Consider the following 20,670-nt stretch of genomic DNA (forward strand, 5'->3'; position numbering starts at 1 on the left):
ACTCCAGCGACTTTCGCACGTAAGCGCCAACGTCCTTGGGTTCCCGCTTTCGCGGGAACGACGACTGGGCGGGTCAGCGGCTAGCCCGCCACATCCTCGATGCGGTCCCAAGTGCGCCCGTCGAAAGCTTCCAGCGGCGCGAACCGGCGCTTGTAGGCCATCTTGCGGTGGCCATCGATCCAGTAGCCCAGGTACAGATGCGTGCGCAGGTCGCGTCGGGCCCAGTCGATCTGGCGCAGGATCGCCAGCGTGCCCAGGCTGCGTGCGGCCAGGTCCGGGTCGAAGAAGGTGTACACCGCCGACAGCGCGCCGGGCACCAGGTCGGTGACGGCCACCGCGATCAGCCGGCCGTCCTCGCGCAGTTCCAGGAAGCGCGTCTGCGACCAGCGTCCGACCGGGAACTGTTCGAACTCGTTCGCGCCGTGATCGTCCATGCCCCCACCGACGTGGCGGCTGGTGAGGTAGCGCTGGTACAGGGCCAGATGCTCCTCGCTGCGCTGGGCGGGCACCACCCGCGCCTCCACCCCCGCATTGCGCGCCGCGCAGCGACGCTGGCTGCGGTCTGGCGTGAAATGCGCCACCGGGATACGCACCGGCACGCATGCGCGACAGCCATGGCAATGCGGGCGATAGACCAGATCGCCGGAGCGGCGGAAGCCCCACGACAGCGCGGTCGGGTAGAACATCGGCAGGCGCGGATCGCGCGGGTCGAGCACCAGGTCGCGCGCCGTGCGCTCGGGCCAGTAGCCGCAGGCATGTTCGCCGGTATGGAACAGCCGCACGTCGTCGCGCGGCGGCAGGGCGCCGCTGCCCATCATGCCGCGCCTCCTTCTCCCCGCGCGCCGCACGCGCGCCGCGGCGGCGCGGCGGTGCAGAGCGGATGGGGCAGGGGCATCGGCATGGCCGCAGCATACTGTGCCCTCGCCGTCCCGCCATGTGAGATCGGGCCCGCGTCGGGGCGCGGGCAGACGACCTGCCGCCCGCCGCCGCCATCGCCGCTGGTCGGCGCCTCGTCTTGACGCGGCTGTCCGCCGTCTTAATGCGCCCTTGCCTGGGGTCAACGCGGGCCGCGATGCGGCGTTCTCCTTGCCAGTGGCACGTTGCCACGACACTGGAAGGAAGCACGCATGCGCAAGACCCTGATCGCGTTTTCCATCGTCGCTGCGCTGGGCGCCGGCACGGCCTGGGCCGCTGGCCAGGACGCCGGCACACCGCCCCCGCCGCCGCCCCCGTCGCCCAAGGCCCTGGACACCAACCAGGACGGCAAGATCAGCCGTGCCGAAGCCGCCGCCAACCCTTGGCTGGCCAAGCAGTTCGACGCCCTGGACAAGAACAAGGACGGCTTCCTGAGCCGCGACGAGTTGCCGCGCCCGCCGCGCGGTGAACGCGGCCACGGCCCGGGCCCCGATGGCTGGCTGTCCAGGCTGGATACCAACCACGACGGCCGCATCAGCGCCGCCGAAGCCAAGGCCGATCCCAAGTTCGCCGCCCGCTTCGCGGAAATGGACGTCAACAAGGATGGGTTCGTCGACAAGGCCGACTTCGAACAGAAGATCAAGCAGCGTCGTGACGAATGGTTCGCCAAGGCAGACGCCAACAAGGACGGCCTGTTGAGCAAGGCCGAGTTCGACGCGGCCAAGCCGGACCGCCCGATGCATGGTCCGGGCGACGAGCGCGGTCCGCGTGGGCATCGCGGTGGCCCGGATGGTGTGCCGCCGCCCCCGCCGCCGCCGGCCGACGCACCGGCCAAGTCGTAACCGGTCGATTGCGGTTCAAGCAGCCCCGCGCCGGTAACGGCGCGGGGTTCTGTTTTTCAGGACGACCACGCCTTGACGCATGGCGCGGTCCTTCCCCGGCGCTCCTGCCTCAGAACGGCAGGCGACCGCTGGCCATCATCCCCCAGACCAGGCCGCCGCCGCCCAGCGCCATGCCCAGCACGAAGCCGGCCCAGGCCATCCAGCGTTCGCGGCGGCGATCGCGCGCGGCCTTGACCGGATCGCGCTGCGCTTCCACGGCATGGCGCCGCGCCTTGATGCGCGGCTCGACCACCAGCCCCAGGTAGCTGACGCCGCCGAACAGTCCCAGCGTCAGCAGCAGCGGCACCAGCCAGCCATGGCCCCAGGACGCATAGGCGAGCATGCCCAGGACGAAGGCCAGCGAAAGCAGCGCGCTCAGCGCCGCGCTGCGCTTGAGCTGCGTGCGCTCGCGCTCATCCAGGGCGCCGCGCAGGTTGCGCTTGAGGCCCAGCCAGACGCCCAGGCCCGCGCCGGCCGCGCCGATCCCGATGCTGCCCAGGCCGCCCAGCAGCAGCTTGCCCACGGACTTGGCGCCGACCGACCCGGCCAGCCCCAGCGCGGTGGCCGCCGCGGCCGGCGGCGTGCCGACCGTCAGCGCGCTGGTCACGACCAGGGCGAAGGCCGCCGCCGGCGCCGAGCCGCGCGCGAATTCGCCGAAGCGCGCCAGCAGCTCGCTGCGCACCTGCTCGCGCGCCCGCGACAGGCGCTTTCGCACGGCGGCATCGGACAAGCCCAGCAGCGCGGCGACCTGTTGCGAGCTCTGGCCCTCACGGTAGTACAGCAGCAGCGTCTCGCGGCTCTCGGCGGGCAGGGCGTCGATGAGTTCCAGCGCGGCGGTCTCCTGTTCGGTGACCAGCAGCCGCTCGCCGGGTTCGGGCGCGGGGTCGGCGGCGATGGCGATGGCCAGTTCGGCGTCCTGCCCGGTCATGGCGGCGTGCTTGCGCGCCCGCAGGTGGTCGCGGGCCAGATTGCGGGTGATCTGCCGCAGCCACGGCAGGAAGCTGTCGTGGTTCTTCAGCCGGTCCAGCCGCTGCCAGGCGCGCAGGAAAGCCTCCTGGGCGATGTCCTCGCTGGCCGCCACATCGCGCGTGATCGACAGGGCGATGGCGGTGATCGTGTTCTGGCAGGCCGACACGATCCGGCCGTAGGCGGCCTTGTCGCCGCGCCGGGCGGCGGGCAGTTCGTGGTGCAGCGTGGCATCCAGGGTCAGGGCGTGCATGGCAAGGCTTCCGGTCGAAATCCTCGTTCCATGACGCGCCGGCCCGGCGGATGTGACCGGATCAGCGCGGCGGCGAAGCCGGCGGCAGCATCGGGATGCGCACGCGCTGCTCGTCGTCCTTCAGCCCATCGTCCTGCGGCGTGCGTGCCTGGCGGGCGGCCGCCTGCGCGGCGGCGGCCGCTTGCGCTTCTGCGTGCGCCTGCTGGCGCAGGGCACGGTGGTGCAGGAAGGTGAACGCCGCCGCGGCCACGATCAGCGCCAGCAGCACCAGGCGGATGCGCAGCGCCCAGCGACGCTTGTTGTGGACATCCTGGTCCGGCTCGGCGAAGGCCAGCGGCTGCGCCACGCCGGGGCGGGTGGTCTCCAGCAGGCCCTGGGCGCGCAGCAGTTCGCGCGCGCGCAGCTGGTCGTCGGCATGGCGCACCCACACGGTGGGCTGCTTGGCCTTGGGCGTGGGCTCGGAATACTTGAACTGGCTGCCGCGCCGGCCGTGATAGGAGCGGCCGTTGCTGATGTAGGTGGCGATGCCGGCCTGCTCGAGCAGCTGGGCCACGCCCTCGACGGTTTCCACGCGCTGGCTGGTGAAGATCTGGCGCACGGGGCTGCCTTATTCCTTGGCCGGCACGTGGGCCGCATCGCCGGCGCTGGGAACCACGCGGATCAGGCCCTCCTGCGCGGTGCTGGCCACCAGCCGACCGGCACGGTCGAAGATCAGCCCGCGCGCCATGCCGCGCGCGTTCTGCATGGTCGGGCTGTCGATGGCGTACAGCAGCCAGTCGTCGGCGCGGAACGGGCGATGGAACCAGATCGCATGGTCCAGCGAGGCCATCTGCACATTCGGCTGGTAGTAGCTGATGTCGTGCGGGAAGTTGGCCGTGCCCAGCAGTTGGTAGTCCGAGGCATAGGCCAGCAGCGTGCGGTGCAGCTCGGGCGAGTCGCCGACCCGCTCGGACAGCCGGAACCAGAACTGCTGCCGCGGCGGCAGGCGCTGCGGGTCCAGCTCGTTGCGCGGCTGCACGTGGCGGAACTCGAACGGCCCCAGCCGGTTGAGCCAGCGCTGCACCTTGGGCGGCAGGGTGGCCATCACCTGCGGCGGCACCGAGGGCTGCTCGTCGATGTCTTCCGGCGCCGGCACCTGCGGCATCTCCGGCTGGTGCTCGACCCCGGGCTCGTCGCCCTGGAAGGACGCGGCGCAGAAGAAGATCACCTTGCCGTGCTGGATCGCCGTGACCCGGCGCACCGAGAAGCTGCCGCCGTCGCGGGTGCGGTCCACGTCGTAGACGATCGGCGCCTCCACATCGCCGGCGCGCAGGAAGTATGCGTGCAGCGAGTGCGCACGGCGCTGGGCGGCCGGGTCGACCGTGGCCTGCGCCGCCGACAGGGCCTGGCCCAGCACCTGGCCGCCGAACACGTACTTGGTGCCGATGTCCCGGCTTTGGCCGCGGAAGAGGTTCTCCTCCAGGCGCTCCAGGCTGAGCAGTTCGATCAGTTCGGCGACGACGGGTTCGGGGGACACGGGCGGGCGCGGGCGGGCGGGTGGGCCGGCAGTATAGCGGCGGCGTCCGCGGGCCTCGTTGCCCGCGGCGGCGGGCTTTGCGCTACCATGCAGGTCCGTTTCGACGATGAGTCCAGGTGGCCCGCGCCCCGCGCCGGCCGAGCGTGCGACATGAGCACTACCACCGCCCACCGCTGATCCACGCACATGGTCACCTGCAAGGGCGCCCGTGTGGCGCCCTTTGTGTTTGCGCAGACCCGTCCCCAGATGTCCTCGCCCCCCGACGCCCGGTCGTCGGCGCGGCCCCAAGCCCCTGAAAAGCCCATGATTACGATCACGCTCCCCGATGGCAGCCGCCGTCAGTTCGATGCCCCCGTTTCCGTCATGCAGGTCGCCCAGTCGATCGGCGCGGGCCTGGCCAAGGCCACCGTCGCCGGCGCCGTGGACGGCGTGCTGGTCGATGCCAGCGACGTCATCGACCACGACGCGACCCTGCGCATCATCACGCCCAAGGACGAGGAGGGCGTGGAGATCATCCGCCACTCCGCCGCGCATCTGGTCGGCCATGCGGTCAAGCAGCTCTACCCGGACGTGAAGATGGTCATCGGCCCGGTGATCGCCGAGGGCTTCTACTACGACATCTATTCCGAGCGCCCCTTCACGCCCGAGGACATGGCCGCCATCGAGGCGCGCATGGCCGAGCTGATCGCGCAGGACTACGACGTGATCAAGCGCATGACCCCGCGCGCCGAGGTGATCGAAATCTTCAAGGCCCGCGGCGAGGACTACAAGCTGCGCCTGATCGAGGACATGCCCGAGGACATCCAGGCCATGGGCATGTACTACCACCAGGAATACGTGGACATGTGCCGCGGCCCGCACGTGCCCAACACGCGCTTCCTCAAGGCCTTCAAGCTGACCCGGATCTCCGGCGCCTACTGGCGCGGCGATGCCAAGAACGAACAGCTGCAGCGCATCTACGGCACGGCCTGGGCCGACAAGAAGCAGCTGGACGCCTACATCCAGCGCATCGAGGAAGCCGAGAAGCGCGATCACCGCCGCATCGGCAAGCAGCAGGACCTGTTCCACCTGCAGGAAGAGGGCCCGGGCCTGGTGTTCTGGCATCCCAAGGGCTGGGCGCTGTGGCAGGTGGTCGAGCAGTACATGCGCCGGGTCTACCGCGAGAGCGGCTACGGCGAGGTGCGCTGTCCGCAGATCCTGGACGTGTCGCTGTGGCAGAAGTCGGGCCACTGGGACAACTACAAGGAGAACATGTTCTTCACCGAGTCGGAGAAGCGCACCTACGCGGTCAAGCCGATGAACTGCCCGGGCCACGTCCAGGTGTTCAACCAGGGCCTGCACAGCTACCGCGACCTGCCGATCCGCTACGGCGAGTTCGGCGCCTGCCACCGCAACGAGCCCTCCGGCGCGCTGCACGGCATCCTGCGCGTGCGCGGCTTCACCCAGGACGACGGCCACATCTTCTGCACCGAGGCGCAGATCGAGGCCGAGGTCACCGCCTTCCACCAGCAGGCGCTGAAGGTGTACGCCGACTTCGGTTTCGAGGACATCCAGATCAAGATCGCCCTGCGCCCCGAATCCCGCCTGGGCGACGACGCCACCTGGGACAAGGCCGAGGACGCGCTGCGTTCGGCCCTGCGCAGCTGCGGGGTGGAATGGCAGGAGCTGCCGGGCGAGGGCGCCTTCTACGGCCCCAAGATCGAGTACCACCTGCGCGACGCCATCGGCCGCACCTGGCAGCTGGGCACGATGCAGGTCGATTTCATGATGCCCGGCCGCCTGGGCGCCGAGTACGTGGACGAAAACAGCCAGAAACGGCACCCGGTCATGCTGCACCGGGCCATCGTCGGCTCGATGGAGCGCTTCATCGGCATCCTGATCGAGCACCACGCCGGGGCCTTCCCGGCCTGGCTGGCCCCGGTCCAGGCGGTGGTCGCCAACATCACCGACGCCCAGGCGCCGTACGTCGAGCAGGTGGCGAAAACCCTTTCAAATCAAGGTTTCCGCGTGGTTTCGGATTTGCGGAACGAAAAGATCGGCTATAAGATCCGCGAACACACGCTGCAGCGGGTGCCGTATCTGCTGGTGGTCGGAGACCGCGAGAGGGACAATGGCGCCGTGGCCGTGCGCACGCGCGCAGGCGAGGATTTGGGCACAATGTCGGTCCAGGCCTTCGCCGAACGCCTCGCGGCCGAGCAAGCGGCCTGACCTTAAGGAACCGGCACGTCAGGGGTGCCGGCCCCATTCCATCACGGAGACTGCAACATCAGTACCCCCGATAACAAGCAAAACCGCAAGAACCAGGAGATCCGCGTCCCGCGCGTGCGCGTGATCGGCAGCGACGGCGAAATGATCGGCGTGCTCTCGCGCGACGAGGCGCTGTCCATGGCCGAGGACGAGGGTCTGGACCTGGTCGAGATCCAGCCGCAGGCCGATCCGCCGGTGTGCAAGATCATGGACTTCGGCAAGTTCAAGTTCGAAGCCCAGAAGAAGGCCAACGAGGCCAAGAAGAAGACCAAGCAGGTCGAGATCAAGGAACTCAAGTTCCGCCCCGTCACCGACGAGGGCGACTACCAGATCAAGCTGCGCAACATGCGCCGTTTCCTGGAAGAGGGCGACAAGGTCAAGGTCAACATCCGCTTCCGTGGCCGTGAAATGAGCCACCAGGAGCTGGGGCGCGAGATGGCCTCGCGCATCGAGCGCGACCTGGGCGAGGACATCATCATCGAGTCCCGTCCGCGCCTGGAAGGCCGGCAGATGGTCATGATGATCGCGCCGAAGAAGAAGCAGTAAGCCTGCCCTGGCGCCCCTTCGCGGGCGCCGTGTGGCGCAAGCCGCCTGACCGGGCCCGCGCCCGGTTCATCAAACTGGCCCTTTGCGAACCTGCTGATTTGCAAGGAAATCGCCGGCCATGTATGATGCGCGGCCCGGTTTATCGCCGGGCGGCCTAAAAAGCCATAGGAACCTGTCGCGGATCCGCTTTCGGATCAGCGACTTACCAGCCGGTTGGGGCAGGACGGAAAGCGTGGCGTAGGCCACCGCCCAGACCAGTTATCGAAACCCACAAGGATCTAGCAATGCCCAAGATCAAGACCCACCGGGCGGCGGCGAAGCGTTTCCGCAAGACCGCCTCCGGCAAGTTCAAGGCTGGCCACGCCAACCGTAGCCACATCCTCACCAAGAAGGCGACCAAGCGGAAGCGTGGTCTTCGTGCGACGAACATCATTCGCGCCGAAGATTCCGGCCGTCTGAACCGCATGCTGCCCTACCTCTGAGGAACTAGACCATGGCACGAGTCAAGCGTGGTGTGACCGCACGTCGCCGTCACAAGAAGATCATCAGCCAGGCCAAGGGCTACTACAACGCGCGCCGCAAGGTGTTCCGCGTCGCCAAGCAGGCCGTCATCAAGGCCCAGCAGTACGCCTACATCGGCCGCAAGCAGAAGAAGCGCAACTTCCGTTCGCTGTGGATCACCCGCATCAACGCGGCGGCCCGCATCAACGGTCTGAGCTACAGCCGTTTCATGAACGGCCTGCTGAAGGCTGGCATCACCCTGGACCGCAAGGTCCTGGCCGACATCGCCGTCCACGACGCCGCCGGTTTTGCGGCGCTGGCTGAAAAGGCCAAGGGCGCGCTCGCGGCATAAGTGTCGATCCATCGAAGTGGCCGCCGTGTGCGGTGCTTCGGCGGAAACAGCATTGCATGCATGGGGAAGGGCGCGAGTCCTTCCCCATTTTGTTTTGGGCGACCCGAAGGCGTGAGCCGGGTCGCCGCCGGACTCCTACCAGGACCTCCAAGGACCGATGAGCCAAATCGAAACCCTCACCGCGCAGGCGCTGGCCGACATCGCCGCCGCCACCGCGCCCGATGCGGTCGAATCCCTGCGCGTGGCGCTGCTGGGCAAGAACGGCCAGGTCACCGCCCAGCTCAAGGCGCTCGGCACGCTGCCGGCCGACCAGCGCAAGGCCGCCGGCGAAGCCATCAACCGCGCGCGCGACGCCATCGCCCAGGCGCTGTCCGAACGCAAGACCGTGCTGGAGGACGCCGCGCTCGACGCGCGCCTGGCCGGCGAGGCGATCGACGTGACCCTGCCGGGCCGCGACGGCACGCGCGGTGGCCTGCATCCGATCAGCCGCACCATCGAGCGCATCGCCGAGATCTTCGGCCGGCTGGGCTACGAGCTGGCCGACGGCCCGGAGATCGAGGACGACTGGCACAACTTCGAGGCGCTGAACTTCCCGCCGCACCATCCGGCGCGCGCCATGCACGACACCTTCTATTTCGGCGATGGCCGCCTGCTGCGCACCCACACCTCCGGCGTGCAGGTGCGCTACATGGGCGAACACGCCCCGCCGCTGCGCATGATCGCGCTGGGCAAGGTGTATCGCAGCGACAGCGACCAGACCCATTCGCCCATGTTCCACCAGTGCGAGGGCCTGCTGGTGGACGAGCATTCGACCTTCGCCGACCTCAAGGGCACCTTGAGCGAGTTCGTGCGGGCCTTCTTCGAGCGCGATTTCGAGATGCGCTTCCGCCCCAGCTACTTCCCCTTCGTCGAACCCGGCGCGGAAGTGGACATCGCCTGGCAGCAGCCCGACGGCAGCACGCGCTGGCTGGAGGTGCTGGGCTGCGGCATGGTCCACCCGAACGTGCTGCGCAGCGTGGGCATCGACCCGGAGCGCTACACCGGCTTCGCCTTCGGCATGGGCGTGGAGCGCTTCGCGATGCTGCGCTACGGCGTGAGCGATCTGCGCGCGTTCTTCGAGAACGATGTGCGGTTCCTCAGGCAGTTCGCCTGAGGCTGGGAGTCGGGAAACGGGAATCGGGAATGGAAAAGAGCAAATGCCAGTCCCCCTCACCGTCTCCGCCCCAGTAGTTCGCGCCTCCGATTCCCCATTCCTCATTCCTCATTCCCAGTCCCTATGAAATTCAGCGAAAACTGGCTGCGCAGCCACGTCCCCACCGGCGCCACGCGCGAGGAACTGTCGGCGACGCTGACCGCCATCGGCCTGGAGGTCGAGGACGTCACCGCGCTGGGCGAAGGCCTGGACAAGGTGGTGGTGGCGCGCATCGTCGATTGCGCCCGCCATCCGGAAGCCGACCGTCTGCAGGTCTGTCAGGTCGATGCCGGCGCCGGCGAGCGCCTGCAGATCGTGTGCGGCGCGCCCAATGCGCGCCCCGGACTGGTCGCGCCGCTGGCGATGGTCGGCGCCAGGCTGGGTGAGATCTCCATCAAAGCCGCCAAGCTGCGCGGCGTGGACTCCAACGGCATGCTCTGCTCGGCCAAGGAGCTGGGCGTGGATGCCGACGCCTCCGGCCTGCTCGAGCTGCCGGACGATGCGCCGCTGGGGACGCCGATCGCCGACTACCTGGGCCTGCCCGATGCCAGCATCGAGATCAAGCTGACGCCCAACCGCGCCGACTGCTTCAGCGTGCGCGGCATCGCCTTCGACGTGGCCGCCGCCAGCGGCAGCGACGTGGTGCCCTTCGACGCCACGCCGGTGCCCGCCGTGCACGAGCATGCGCTGCAGGTGACGCTGGACGCCGGCGCCGATGCGCCGCGCTACTGCGGTCGCGTCATCGAGGGCGTCGATCCGACCCGCGTCACGCCGATCTGGATGGCCGAGCGCCTGCGCCGCAGCGGCGTGCGCCCGGTGTCGCTGCTGGTGGACATCACCCAGTACGTGATGCTGGAACTGGGCCAGCCGATGCATGCCTTCGACCGCGACCTGCTGACCGGTCCGGTCGGCGTGCGCCACGGCCGCAGCGGCGAGTCGCTGCAGCTGCTCGATGGCCGCACCGCGGCGCTGGACGATGGCTTCCTGGTGATCACCGATGCCGATCGTCCGGTCGCGCTAGCCGGCATCATGGGCGGGCAGGACACCAAGGTCTCCGGCGCCACGCGCAGCGTGTTCCTGGAGTCGGCCTACTTCGCGCCGGCCGCCATCATCGGCCGGGGCCGGCGCCTGGGCCTGCATACCGATGCCTCGCATCGCTACGAGCGCGGCGTCGATCCGGCGCTGGCGCCGCAGGCCATCGAGGTCGCCACGCGTCTGATCGTCGAGCTGGCCGGTGGCCAGCCCGGCCCGGTCGTGCAGGCGGCGCTGGATCAGCATCTGCCCGCGCCGGCGCCGATCGCCCTGCGCCGCGCCCGCGTGGCGCGCGTGCTCGGTCTGGAGATCCCGGACGCCGAAATCGAGCGCATCCTGCGCGCGCTGGGCATGCGGGTCGATGCCACCGACGCCGGCTGGTCGGTGGTCGCGCCCAGCCGGCGCTTCGACATCGCCATCGAAGAAGACCTGATCGAGGAACTGGCCCGCATCCACGGCTACGACCGCATCCCAGCCACGCTGCCCGGCGGCGCCACCCGCATCGCCGCCGACAGCGAGACCCGGCTGGACCAGGCCACCGTGCGCCGCCAGCTGGCCGCGCGCGACCTGCTGGAGACGGTCAACTTCGCCTTCGTCGACGCCCAACTGCTGGCGCGCTGGGGGCTGACCGAAGGCGCGGTGCCGCTGGCCAATCCGCTCAGCAGCGAGCTGGGCGTGATGCGCACCTCCCTGTTGCCCGGTCTGGTCGCCGCCCTGCAGCGCAATGCGGCGCGCCAGACCAGCCGGATCCGCCTGTTCGAGCTGGGCAACGTGTTCGCCGCGGCCGGGCAGGGCGAGGCGCCGCGCGAGACGCTGCGCATCGCCGCCGCGGTCTGCGGCGACGCGCATGCCGAGCAGTGGGGCGTGCCGGCGCGCGCGGTGGATTTCCACGATCTCAAGGGCGACCTGGAGAGCCTGGCGGCGGCGGCGTCGGGCGCGGCGCTGACGTTCGAGCCGGCGAGCGAGGGCTTCGGCCATCCGGGTCGTTCGGCGCGGGTGCTGCGCGAGGGGCGGGTCATCGGCTGGATCGGGCAGCTGCATCCGCGCCTGCTCAAGGCGCTGGACCTGGATCTGCCGGTGCTGGCGTTCGAACTGGACCTGGCGCCGCTGGTCCAGCGCCAGATCCCGCGTGCGGGCGAGCTCTCGCGCTTTCCGTCGGTGCGCCGCGACCTGGCCTTCACCGTGGCCGAGGCGGTGCCCTTCGCTACCTTGGAGCGCACCGTGCGGCAGGCGACCGGCCCGCTGCTCAGGCAGGTGCTGCTGTTCGACCGCTACGTCGGCGCCGGGGTCGAAACCGGTCAAAAGAGCCTCGCTATGGGCTTGATTTTGCAGGACAACACGCGCACATTGAATGATCGCGATGTGGACGAGGTGGTCGCCGCAACGGTGGCCGCCCTGGCGCATGAACACGGCGCCCGCATCCGCGGATGAGGCTCTCGGGGAAATACCAATGGCATTGACCAAAGCGGAGATGGCCGAACGCCTGTTCGACGAAGTCGGTCTGAACAAGCGCGAGGCCAAGGAATTCGTCGACGCGTACTTCGACGTGCTGCGTGACGCCCTGGAACAGGGGCGCCAGGTCAAGCTGTCCGGCTTCGGCAATTTCGACCTGCGGCGCAAGAACCAGCGCCCGGGCCGCAACCCCAAGACCGGCGAGGAGATCCCGATCTCCGCCCGCACCGTGGTCACCTTCCGCCCGGGCCAGAAACTCAAGGAACGCGTCGAGGCGTACGCAGGAGGCAACCCGAATGCTTGATCCCGGCAGCAACAAGGAATTGCCGCCGATCCCGGCCAAGCGCTACTTCACCATCGGTGAGGTGTCCGAGCTGTGCGACGTCAAGCCGCACGTGCTGCGCTACTGGGAGACCGAGTTCCCCAGCCTGGAGCCGGTCAAGCGCCGCGGCAACCGGCGCTACTACCAGCGCCACGACGTGCTGATGGTCCGCCAGATCCGCGGCCTGCTCTACGAACAGGGCTATACGATCGGCGGCGCGCGCCTGCGCCTGGAAGGCGAGGGCGCCAAGCAGGAATCGGCCCTGAGCAACCAGATCGTGCGTCAGGTGCGCCTGGAGCTGGAAGAAGTCCTGCAGCTGCTGCGCCGCTGAAGGCGCAGCCGCGGCTTACGCCATCGAAGGAGCGCGGTGGGGTGCCCGCCCGCGGATGAATCCGGTATGATGCGCGGCCCACCGCGACGGTGGGTGAAGTTCTTTGCGACGTCGGGGCGTAGCGCAGCCTGGTAGCGCATCTGCCTGGGGGGCAGAGGGTCGTCGGTTCAAATCCGGCCGTCCCGACCAATCGCAGTGGAGTTCCAGACAAACGCCCGGCCTTCCGGGCGTTTTGCGTTTCTGCGCTGTGGCCATGCCCACTCGATTTACTTGCCTCGCGGCCCATGGCGTTAAACCGCCTTGAGCTAGCTGAGCATGGAGTAACTGCGACCTGAAGCCGCAGACGCGCGCTCTGTCACAAAAGTCTGTCCGGTGTCGCGCACGACCCGCGTTATCCCATTTGTGCAAAGCAGCAGCAGCAAAGGGTTTTGCCGGGAAACGACAGGAAATGCGCCGGGGAGGCCGGCACGCGGTTCGTGACTGGGGGCATCGTTCGTTGGGATGTCAGTCTGGAGGCCGACGCATCGCTATGCGATAGTCGATCGCAGGCCGTATTCACATTCGGCTGGTGACCTTGAGTTCGACAGGTCACATCGTCGGACCACGTCACGAAACTCTCGCCACACCGGAACACCCGTCCGGTTGGGCACCCGCGGGCCTCCCCCCAACCCAAAGGTAGACGACCGTTTTATGGCCTCATCGCCCTCTGTTCGAAGTTTGTTGGCATGGCTCGCGCTGGCGTGCGTGCTGTTTCTGACCAGCTGCAATTCCGTGCCCAAGGAGGTCGCGACCTCGCTGCCGGCCCCTGATCCGCTGGGCGAGCTGAAGGAAACGCCGGAGTACCGCATCGGTGCCGGCGATCTGATCGAGATCAAGGTCTTCCAGATCGAGGATCTCGAGCGCCAGGTGCGCGTGGACAACGAGGGCATGATCTCGCTGCCGCTGATCGGCAACCTCAAGGCGGCCGGGCTGACGCGCAGCGAGCTGGAGGGCGAGATCACCCAGCGCTACGGCGCCCGCTTCCTGCAGGACCCGCAGGTCTCGGTGCTGATCCAGGAGTTCACCAGCCAGCGCATCACCGTGTCCGGCGCGGTGTCCAAGCCGGGCAATTATCCGCTCAACGGCGCCACGCAGCTGACCCTGCAGCAGGCCCTGGCCGAGGCGCAGGGCGTGAGCGATCTGGCCAGCCGCAAGAACGTGGTGGTGTTCCGCGAGATCGGCGGGCAGAAGATGATCGCGCGCTTCGATCTGACCGAGATCGAGAAGGGCGCCAACCCCGATCCGGAAATCTACGGAGGCGACATCGTCGTGGTCTATCGCTCCGACGCACGCCTGCTCCTGCGCACCGTGCTTGAGCTGACCCCCTTCGTCATGGTTTTCAGGGCTTATCGATGAGTACGGTCGACCACCACTCCGGTCATCTCAACGCAAGACACGCCGACGTCACCCTGCTGGAGTACTGGCACGCCATCACCACCCGCCGCTGGCTGATCGCGGGCGTGACGCTGGCCGTGGCCGCCCTGGTGCTGGTGGTCACGCTGCTGATGACGCCCAAGTACCAGGCCACCACCACGTTGCAGATCAATCGCGACGCGATGAATGTGGTCAACATCGAGAACCTGATGCCGGCCGAGTCGCCGATGGACCGCGACTTCTACGACACGCAGTACGAGCTGCTGCGCAGCCGTTCGCTGGCCCAGCAGGTCATCCGCACGACCCATCTGGCCGAGCATCCCGCCTACAAGGAGCTGGCCGAGAAGGTCGCCGCGCAGGCCGCCGACGGCGCCGAGGGCGACAAGGCCACGGTGCGCAAGCGGCAGCAGGAGGCGGTCGAACGTGCGCTGACCGACAACGTGCTGGCCGGGCTGGACGTGGAGCCGGTGCGCAACTCGCGTCTGGCCAAGGTCCACTTCAGCTCGCCCGACCCGGCGCTCTCGGCCCAGGTCGCCAACGCCTACGCCTCGACCTTCATCGCCGACAACCTGCAGCGCCAGCTCGATGCCTCGACCTTCGCGGTCAAGTATCTGTCCGACCGGCTGGAGCAGTTGCGCGGCAAGGTGGAGGAATCCGAGCGGGCGCTGGTGGACTACTCGGGCGATCAGCAGATCGTCTCGATCGGCGACAACCAGCCCTCGCTGCCCGCGCAGAACCTGAGCGAGCTCAACGGCATGCTGGCCACCGCGCAGGCGGCCAAGCTGCAGGCCGAGGCCGCCTGGAACGAGGCGCGCGCCGGCGACGGGATGAACCTGCCGCAGGTGGTCTCCAGCCCGCTGATCCAGAACCTGCGCGAAGCGCAATCGGAGATGGAGACCGAGTACAACCAGAAGCTGGCCACCTACAAGCCCGACTATCCGGAGATGCAGCGCCTGAAGAGCCGCATCGACGCGGGCAACCAGCAGATCCGCCGCGAGGTGGCGGTCATCCGGGCCTCGTTGAAGTCGCAATACGATGCGGCGGCCCAGCAGGAGCAGCTCACCGAGCAGCGTATCAGCGCGCTCAAGCACGACCAGCTGGATCTGGAAGAGCGCAGCATCCGCTACAACATGCTCAAGCGCGATGTGGACACCAACCGTCAGCTGTACGACGCGCTACTGCAGCGCTTCAAGGAGATCGGCGTCGCAGGTAACGTCGGGGCCAACAATATCTCGGTCATCGACAAGGCGGAAATTCCGAGCACGCCCAGCTCGCCGCGGCTGGTGGTGAATCTGGCGCTGGGCCTGGTGTTCGGTTTCTTCCTCGGCCTGGTGCTCGCGCTGCTGCTGCATCTGGCCGGTTCGCTGCGACGCTCGCAGCCCCACACGACGCATTAAAACTGAATAGACGAGGAGCCTGCATTCGAGCCCCGACCCGTGAGCTGGTGCACAGAACCTTCGCAGTCTTTCTGCGAGTGTTGCACCGCAGCAACTGGTTTGTTCGCCGGGAAGTTTTCGGTGAACAGGGGGACATGCAGTGCTCCAGTGCGAGGTGGTGGCCGTCGGCCTGACGTCCGGGACGCTCTCAAGCGTTTCGCGCGTTAACCAGACGGTCCACCACATCGAGCATCGTTTCCCGGCATGCGCGCCTAGGCGCCATGCCAGTGAAGCACCAGATTGGAGAGCGCCATGCTTCTTGCTGACCTCAGTAGCGGTACCGATACAAGCACCTCGCCGCGTCTGCTTTCCAAGTATTCGGCGGCGGCGGATGTCTTGCTGCGGGTCTCGGACATCGTGGTGGTGGTCGCGGCGGCCCTGATCGCCTATCGGCTGCGGTTTGACACCTGGTTGCCGGCGGTGGGCTACCGCGGCGTGATCGGCACCACGCTGCTCTATGCGGTGATCTGCTTCACCGCCTTCCCGTTGTATCGCAGCTGGCGCGGGCGCGGCCTGGGCCGCGAGGTAATGGTGCTGGGCGTGGCCTGGAGTGGCGTGTTCGCGCTGTTCGCCGTGCATGCGCTGGTGGTGCAGATGGGGCAGTTTGTCTCGCGCAGCTGGCTTGGCGCCTGGTATCTGCTGGGGTTCGTCGGCCTGGTGGCCTCCCGTACCGTCCTGCGCAACGTGCTGAGCGCGCTGCGCAGCAGCGGCCTGGATACCCAGCGCGTGGTGGTGATCGGCCTGCGCACGCCGGTGTTCAAGCTGCAGCACTATCTGTCGCGCAACAGCTGGGTGGGTCTGCAGCTGGTCGGCTATTTCCAGAGCCGCTACGACATGGTGCCCAGCGCCGCGTCCAGCCGTCTGCCGTGCCTGGGCATCTCCGCGCCGGAGGAACTCGAGCGCTACCTGCAGGAGAACACCATCGAGCAGGTGTGGATCTCCATGCCGCTGGGCGACCGCGACCGCATCAAGGCGCTGCTGCAGGTGCTGGACCGTTATCCGATCACGGTCAAGCTGGTGCCCGACCTGTTCGACTTCGGCATGCTCAACCAGCAGGGCGAGCAGATCGGCAACGTGCCGGTGATCAACCTGCGCCAGGGCGGCGTGGACCGCAACAACTACTTCGTGGTGGCCAAGTCGCTGCAGGACAAGATCGTGGCCATCGGCGCGCTGCTGGTGCTGTGGCCGCTGCTGCTGGCCGTGGCGATCGGCGTCAAGCTCAGCTCGCCCGGCCCGGTGTTCTTCCGCCAGAAGCGCAACGGCCTGGGTGGCCGCGAGTTCTACATGCTCAAGTTCCGCTCGATGTATGTCGACCAGCCGGACGTGGGCAAGGGCGAGGTGAAGCAGGCGACCAAGGGCGATGCGCGCATCACGCGCTTCGGCGGGTTCCTGCGCCGCACGAGCATCGACGAGCTGCCGCAGATCTTCAACGTGCTCGGCGGCAGCATGTCCATCGTCGGGCCGCGCCCGCATGCGGCCCAGCACAACAGCCATTACGAGAAGCTGATCAACCGCTACATGCAGCGCCACTACGTCAAGCCGGGGATCACCGGCTGGGCGCAGGTCAACGGCTTCCGCGGCGAGACGCCGGAGCTGCGCACCATGAAGAAGCGCGTGCAGTACGACCTGGACTACATCCGCCGCTGGTCGCTGTGGCTGGACTGCAAGATCATCGTGCTCACGGCCGTCCGTGTGCTTGGCCAGAAGACCGCGTACTGATCCATGGCCGCAGTTCCCCATGAGGCCGTGCCGGTGCGCGCTGCCACGCACGCGCGGGCCACGCACCGGCAACGCGATCTGCTGATCGAGCTGCTGCTGCTGTTCGCCGTCGGTTACAACTTCCTGCTCGCCTTCGTCAACGCGAAGGTCACGCCGGTCTCGCCGGCGCTGACCTATGTCGCCGAGCTGCTGATCTACGCCGGCTGCTTCGGCATCGGGATCTGGACCCTGGAGCGCTCCAAGGTCGTCGCGCTGATCGCCGGGATCACCGTGATCGTCGCGGTGCTGCTGTTCCGCTATCTGATCGAGTGGCGGGTGGACGCGAAGTTCATTCGCGACGCGATCATTCCGTTCGCCTTCCTGGTGCTCGGATCGGCGTACGGCGGTTCGCTGCCGAAGTTGTTCGTGCGCATGGCCGTCATCATCAGCCTGGTGGCCGGTTTCGAGCTGGCCGCGCCGGATCTATATGGCGACTGGGTCAACCCGAAGAGCTATTACGTCAACACGCGCGGCCTGGACGAGGGCGGCTTCTGGAACGAGGACAGCAACCTGTTCGTCAGCGCGACGCGTCCGGGCGAGCGCAACTTCCTGCCGGGCAGCAACCTGCCGCGCGCGTCCTCGATCTTCGTCGAGCCGGTGACCGCCGGCAATTTCATCGTGTTCTTCGTGGCGATCCTGCTGACGTTCTGGCGCTCGATGCGCTTAGGGCAGGTGGCGCTGTCGGTGGGCCTGCTGCTGTTCCTGATCGTGGCCACCGACGGACGGCTTGCGGTGGGCACCAGTCTCCTGCTGATCCTGAGTGCTCCGTTTCTCAGACGCCTGGATCAACGGCTCTCGTTCCTGATCATGCCGCTGGTGCTGCTGGGGGCGGCGGCGATCGTCTGGATCTCGGGCGTGAGCGCCTACCAGGACAACACGCTGGGCCGCGTCTACCTCACCGTGAACGCGATGCTGCAGATGCCGGCCGAGGCCTGGATGGGGCTGGATTTCGACGCGCCCTACAAGTACTTCGACAGCGGCATCGCCTACTTCATCGCCTCGCAGTCGATCATGGTGGTGGGCTTCTTCCTGCTGGCCTACGCCTTCGGCCTGGACATGCCGACCGAGGACGGTCAGGCGTTCAAGAACTTCTTCATGCTGGCGTTCTCCGTCGGCCTGCTGGTGTCCAACAGCCTGTTCTCGGTCAAGTCCGCGGCGCTGTGGTGGTTCGTCTGCGGTGCGCTGTGGCAGCTCAAGGGCGTGCCCTGGCGCACGCCGACCGGTCTTGCGCAGGAGGCGCATGCGATGGGGCCCCCCGTGGCGCCATCGTCGGAGGTCGCGCGATGAAGGTCGTCCATGTGGTGCGCCAGTTCCACCCCTCCGTCGGCGGGCTGGAAGACGTGGTGCTGAACGTCGCCCTGCATCATCGCGACAACAGCCAGGACCAGGTGGAAGTGGTGACGCTGGATCGCATCTTCAGCGAGCCCGAGGTGCGCCTGCCTGCCCAGGCCGCGCATCGCGAGATCCCGGTCAGGCGCCTGCCGTGGTCCGGGTCCAGCCGCTATCCGCTCACGCCGAGCGTGCTGGGCGCGATCAGGTCGGCGGACGTGGTCCATGTGCACGGCATCGATTTCTTCTTCGACTACCTGGCCGCGACCCGGCTGCTGCATCGCAAGCCGATGATCGTGTCCACGCACGGCGGCTTCTTCCACACCGGCTATGCCTCGCGGCTCAAGCAGCTGTGGTTTTCCAGCATCACGCGCGCTTCGGCCCACGCCTATCAGCGCGTGGTGGCGACCAGCGAGAACGACGGCAGCCTGTTCTCCCGTGTGGTGGCGCCCAAGCGCCTGCGCGTGATCGAGAACGGCGTGGACGTGCAGAAGTTCGCCGGTCGCGGCAGCCAGACGCCGGGTCGGACGCTGATCTATTTCGGGCGCTGGTCGGTCAACAAGGGGCTGCTGGAGACGCTGGCGCTGTTCGAAGCGCTGCGCGCGCTGGATCCGGACTGGAAGCTGATCATCGCCGGGCGCGAATACGACCTCACCGCCGACGGCCTGGCGCGCGACATCGCCGCGCGCGGGCTGACCGATCATGTGCAGGTGGTGGCCTCGCCCTCCGAGGCGGAGCTGGCCGCCTTGCTGGAACGTGCGCAGTACTTCGTCTGCCTGTCGCGGCACGAGGGCTTCGGCATCGCGCCGGTGGAGGCGATGAGCGCTGGACTGATCCCAGTGCTCAGCGATATCCCGCCGTTCCGGCGGCTGGTGGAGGAATCCGGGCTGGGCGTACTGGTCGACCCGATGGACTCCAAGGCCGGTGCGCAGGCGGCGCAGGCGCTGACGGCCGTGCCCGAAGAGGCATTCGCCACGCGCCGTCAGGCGGCGATGGACTTCGTGCAGCGCTACCACTGGCGCCACGTGGTGGGACGCTACGTGGACGAGTATCACGCCGCGCTTAGCACGGCGGGGCGCGCGTGATGGCGACGCACGACCAGGACGCGCAGGCGCGCGACACCGGCAAGCCGCTGCTGACCGTGCTGCAGCAGTTCAACGCGCCGACGCCCAAGACCAACCCCTACCTGGTGCAGCTGCTGGCGGCCCTGTCGCCGCTGGTGCGCGTGCGCTTCTGGTCGCTGCGCACGGCGATGCTCTCGCGCTACGACGTGGTGCATCTGCACTGGCCCGAATACACGATGCGGCATGCCACCGCGCTGGGGCGCGCCCTGCGCCAGTGCGCCGTCGCGCTGCTGCTGCTGCGCTGGACCGTGCTGCGCACGCCGATCGTGCGCACGCTGCACAACCTGGCCCCGCACGAGCAGGGCGGCGCGGTCGAGCGCTGGCTGCTGCGGCGCATGGACCGCATGACCTCGCGCTGGATCCGCATCAACGAGATCACCGAGCCGCGCGCGCCGGGCACCGATACCGCGCTGCATGGCCATTACGTCGACTGGTTCGCTCCGCATCCGCAGGGCAGGCCGGTGGCCGGGCGCCTGCTGCACTTCGGCCTGATCCGGCCCTACAAGGGCGTGGAAGGGCTGCTGACGTCCATGGCCGGCCTCAATGAGCCCGGCTGCAGCCTGCGCGTGGTGGGCAACCCGGCCAGTCCGCAGATGCGCACGCTGGTGGAGGCGGCCTGCGCACGCGATCCGCGGGTCAGCGCCCTGCTTCAGTACGTCGACGATCCGACGCTGGCCCTGGAAGTGTCCGAATCCGAGCTGGTCGTGCTGCCCTACAAGGAGATGCACAACTCCGGCACGCTCCTGCTGGCCCTGTCGTTGGGTCGGCCGGTGCTGGTGCCGCGCACGGCCAACAACGCGGCCGTCGCCGCCGAAGTCGGGCCTGGCTGGGTCTTCATGTACGAGGGCGAGCTGGATGCGCAGGTGATCCAGTGGGGCATGGCGCAGGCGCGTAACACGCCCCGCGCGCCGACGCCCGATCTGTCGCGGCGCGACTGGTCGCAGGCCGGGCAGCTGCATTACCGCAGCTATCTCGCCGCGCTCCGCCAGCGCCGTGGCCAGACGCAGGCTGCCGACACCGACCCCGCGCGCGATCGGCGCGCGGCGGACGACCGCAGCCGGTGAGGGCGTGTCGGTGGCCGTGAAGTCGGACGCGGGCGCGTCG

19 protein-coding genes and 1 tRNA gene are annotated in these 20,670 nt (G+C 68.2%); 16 read left to right on the plus strand and 4 right to left on the minus strand.

Annotated features, from left to right (window positions below; all coding sequences use genetic code 11):
• Positions 1 to 80: 80 nt before the first annotated feature.
• Positions 81 to 815, minus strand: coding sequence for an arginyltransferase (locus ACFJIT_RS03545; RefSeq protein WP_379655705.1), 735 nt, complete (start codon positions 813 to 815; stop codon positions 81 to 83).
• Positions 816 to 1,127: 312 nt separating this feature from the next.
• Here ACFJIT_RS03545 and ACFJIT_RS03550 point away from each other — a divergent pair, with 312 nt between their 5' ends.
• Complete coding sequence (locus tag ACFJIT_RS03550; protein WP_379655062.1) at positions 1,128 to 1,757, plus strand: EF-hand domain-containing protein; 630 nt, start codon at positions 1,128 to 1,130, stop codon at positions 1,755 to 1,757.
• A 109-nt stretch (positions 1,758 to 1,866) separates the two neighbouring features.
• Here the strand turns inward: ACFJIT_RS03550 and ACFJIT_RS03555 are convergent, their stop codons facing one another.
• The 3 genes from ACFJIT_RS03555 to ACFJIT_RS03565 form a co-directional block, all read right to left on the minus strand.
• Positions 1,867 to 3,015, minus strand: coding sequence for an RNA polymerase sigma factor (locus ACFJIT_RS03555; protein ID WP_379655063.1), 1,149 nt, complete (start codon positions 3,013 to 3,015; stop codon positions 1,867 to 1,869).
• A 61-nt stretch (positions 3,016 to 3,076) separates the two neighbouring features.
• A complete protein-coding gene (locus ACFJIT_RS03560) occupies positions 3,077 to 3,613 on the minus strand; it encodes a hypothetical protein (RefSeq protein ID WP_379655064.1) in 537 nt (178 codons plus the stop codon).
• Positions 3,614 to 3,622: 9 nt separating this feature from the next.
• Positions 3,623 to 4,531, minus strand: coding sequence for an acyl-CoA thioesterase (locus tag ACFJIT_RS03565; protein ID WP_379655065.1), 909 nt, complete (start codon positions 4,529 to 4,531; stop codon positions 3,623 to 3,625).
• A 303-nt stretch (positions 4,532 to 4,834) separates the two neighbouring features.
• Here ACFJIT_RS03565 and thrS point away from each other — a divergent pair, with 303 nt between their 5' ends.
• The 15 genes from thrS (at position 4,835) to ACFJIT_RS03640 (ending at position 20,630) form a co-directional block, all read left to right on the plus strand.
• Entirely contained in the window at positions 4,835 to 6,739 is a 1,905-nt protein-coding gene (gene thrS / locus ACFJIT_RS03570) for a threonine--tRNA ligase (RefSeq protein ID WP_130517546.1), read from the plus strand.
• 57 nt (positions 6,740 to 6,796) lie between these two features.
• Positions 6,797 to 7,324, plus strand: coding sequence for a translation initiation factor IF-3 (gene infC / locus ACFJIT_RS03575; RefSeq protein ID WP_224096549.1), 528 nt, complete (start codon positions 6,797 to 6,799; stop codon positions 7,322 to 7,324).
• Positions 7,325 to 7,608: 284 nt separating this feature from the next.
• On the plus strand, positions 7,609 to 7,806 hold the full coding sequence (gene rpmI, locus ACFJIT_RS03580; RefSeq protein ID WP_014160066.1) for a 50S ribosomal protein L35: 198 nt from the start codon (positions 7,609 to 7,611) through the stop codon (positions 7,804 to 7,806).
• A gap of 11 nt (positions 7,807 to 7,817) precedes the next feature.
• The gene (gene rplT / locus ACFJIT_RS03585; RefSeq protein ID WP_130517550.1) at positions 7,818 to 8,177 is read left to right on the plus strand and encodes a 50S ribosomal protein L20; all 360 of its coding nucleotides are present in this window, start codon (positions 7,818 to 7,820) and stop codon (positions 8,175 to 8,177) included.
• Between the two features lie 157 nt (positions 8,178 to 8,334).
• On the plus strand, positions 8,335 to 9,330 hold the full coding sequence (pheS, locus tag ACFJIT_RS03590) for a phenylalanine--tRNA ligase subunit alpha (protein ID WP_286574986.1): 996 nt from the start codon (positions 8,335 to 8,337) through the stop codon (positions 9,328 to 9,330).
• A 123-nt stretch (positions 9,331 to 9,453) separates the two neighbouring features.
• On the plus strand, positions 9,454 to 11,832 hold the full coding sequence (gene pheT / locus ACFJIT_RS03595; RefSeq protein ID WP_379655066.1) for a phenylalanine--tRNA ligase subunit beta: 2,379 nt from the start codon (positions 9,454 to 9,456) through the stop codon (positions 11,830 to 11,832).
• 19 nt (positions 11,833 to 11,851) lie between these two features.
• A complete protein-coding gene (locus ACFJIT_RS03600; protein WP_093136318.1) occupies positions 11,852 to 12,157 on the plus strand; it encodes an integration host factor subunit alpha in 306 nt (101 codons plus the stop codon).
• On the plus strand, positions 12,150 to 12,506 hold the full coding sequence (locus ACFJIT_RS03605; protein WP_093136322.1) for a MerR family transcriptional regulator: 357 nt from the start codon (positions 12,150 to 12,152) through the stop codon (positions 12,504 to 12,506). The genes ACFJIT_RS03600 and ACFJIT_RS03605 overlap by 8 nt, the downstream gene beginning before the upstream one ends.
• Before the next feature lie 112 nt (positions 12,507 to 12,618).
• A tRNA-Pro gene (locus ACFJIT_RS03610) sits at positions 12,619 to 12,695 on the plus strand.
• Positions 12,696 to 13,196: 501 nt separating this feature from the next.
• Positions 13,197 to 13,901 carry a polysaccharide biosynthesis/export family protein gene (locus ACFJIT_RS03615; RefSeq protein ID WP_130517554.1) on the plus strand — a complete coding sequence of 235 codons (705 nt, stop codon included), beginning with the start codon at positions 13,197 to 13,199 and terminating at the stop codon, positions 13,899 to 13,901.
• Positions 13,898 to 15,316 (plus strand): GumC family protein, encoded by a 1,419-nt coding sequence (locus ACFJIT_RS03620; RefSeq protein ID WP_130531832.1) that lies wholly within the window; start codon positions 13,898 to 13,900, stop codon positions 15,314 to 15,316. The genes ACFJIT_RS03615 and ACFJIT_RS03620 overlap by 4 nt, the downstream gene beginning before the upstream one ends.
• A 291-nt stretch (positions 15,317 to 15,607) precedes the next feature.
• Complete coding sequence (locus tag ACFJIT_RS03625; protein ID WP_130524814.1) at positions 15,608 to 17,074, plus strand: undecaprenyl-phosphate glucose phosphotransferase; 1,467 nt, start codon at positions 15,608 to 15,610, stop codon at positions 17,072 to 17,074.
• Positions 17,075 to 17,077: 3 nt separating this feature from the next.
• The gene (locus ACFJIT_RS03630) at positions 17,078 to 18,400 is read left to right on the plus strand and encodes a polysaccharide biosynthesis protein GumE (protein WP_379655067.1); all 1,323 of its coding nucleotides are present in this window, start codon (positions 17,078 to 17,080) and stop codon (positions 18,398 to 18,400) included.
• The gene (locus tag ACFJIT_RS03635; protein WP_379655068.1) at positions 18,397 to 19,527 is read left to right on the plus strand and encodes a glycosyltransferase family 4 protein; all 1,131 of its coding nucleotides are present in this window, start codon (positions 18,397 to 18,399) and stop codon (positions 19,525 to 19,527) included. Before ACFJIT_RS03630 ends, ACFJIT_RS03635 begins: the two co-directional genes overlap by 4 nt.
• A complete protein-coding gene (locus ACFJIT_RS03640) occupies positions 19,527 to 20,630 on the plus strand; it encodes a GDP-mannose--glycolipid 4-beta-D-mannosyltransferase (RefSeq protein ID WP_379655069.1) in 1,104 nt (367 codons plus the stop codon). The genes ACFJIT_RS03635 and ACFJIT_RS03640 overlap by 1 nt, the downstream gene beginning before the upstream one ends.
• The last annotated feature ends 40 nt before the right edge of the window (positions 20,631 to 20,670 follow it).

It is taken from the genome of Pseudoxanthomonas sp. UC19_8 (assembly GCF_042700505.1).
In the GTDB taxonomy this organism is placed as follows: Bacteria; Pseudomonadota; Gammaproteobacteria; order Xanthomonadales; family Xanthomonadaceae; genus Pseudoxanthomonas_A; species Pseudoxanthomonas_A winnipegensis.

Bases quoted from the DNA above. Each gene is read 5' to 3' on its own strand.
- rplT (WP_130517550.1), top strand. From the start codon at position 7,818: ATGGCACGAGTCAAGCGTGGTGTGACCGCACGTCGCCGTCACAAGAAG.
- thrS (WP_130517546.1), top strand. From the start codon at position 4,835: ATGATTACGATCACGCTCCCCGATGGCAGCCGCCGTCAGTTCGATGCC.
- ACFJIT_RS03640 (WP_379655069.1), top strand. From the start codon at position 19,527: ATGGCGACGCACGACCAGGACGCGCAGGCGCGCGACACCGGCAAGCCG.
- ACFJIT_RS03605 (WP_093136322.1), top strand. From the start codon at position 12,150: ATGCTTGATCCCGGCAGCAACAAGGAATTGCCGCCGATCCCGGCCAAG.
- ACFJIT_RS03555 (WP_379655063.1), bottom strand. From the start codon at position 3,015: ATGCACGCCCTGACCCTGGATGCCACGCTGCACCACGAACTGCCCGCC.
- ACFJIT_RS03630 (WP_379655067.1), top strand. From the start codon at position 17,078: ATGGCCGCAGTTCCCCATGAGGCCGTGCCGGTGCGCGCTGCCACGCAC.
- ACFJIT_RS03620 (WP_130531832.1), top strand. From the start codon at position 13,898: ATGAGTACGGTCGACCACCACTCCGGTCATCTCAACGCAAGACACGCC.
- ACFJIT_RS03545 (WP_379655705.1), bottom strand. From the start codon at position 815: ATGGGCAGCGGCGCCCTGCCGCCGCGCGACGACGTGCGGCTGTTCCAT.
- ACFJIT_RS03635 (WP_379655068.1), top strand. From the start codon at position 18,397: ATGAAGGTCGTCCATGTGGTGCGCCAGTTCCACCCCTCCGTCGGCGGG.
- ACFJIT_RS03600 (WP_093136318.1), top strand. From the start codon at position 11,852: ATGGCATTGACCAAAGCGGAGATGGCCGAACGCCTGTTCGACGAAGTC.
- ACFJIT_RS03550 (WP_379655062.1), top strand. From the start codon at position 1,128: ATGCGCAAGACCCTGATCGCGTTTTCCATCGTCGCTGCGCTGGGCGCC.
- rpmI (WP_014160066.1), top strand. From the start codon at position 7,609: ATGCCCAAGATCAAGACCCACCGGGCGGCGGCGAAGCGTTTCCGCAAG.
- ACFJIT_RS03625 (WP_130524814.1), top strand. From the start codon at position 15,608: ATGCTTCTTGCTGACCTCAGTAGCGGTACCGATACAAGCACCTCGCCG.
- pheT (WP_379655066.1), top strand. From the start codon at position 9,454: ATGAAATTCAGCGAAAACTGGCTGCGCAGCCACGTCCCCACCGGCGCC.
- ACFJIT_RS03615 (WP_130517554.1), top strand. From the start codon at position 13,197: ATGGCCTCATCGCCCTCTGTTCGAAGTTTGTTGGCATGGCTCGCGCTG.
- pheS (WP_286574986.1), top strand. From the start codon at position 8,335: ATGAGCCAAATCGAAACCCTCACCGCGCAGGCGCTGGCCGACATCGCC.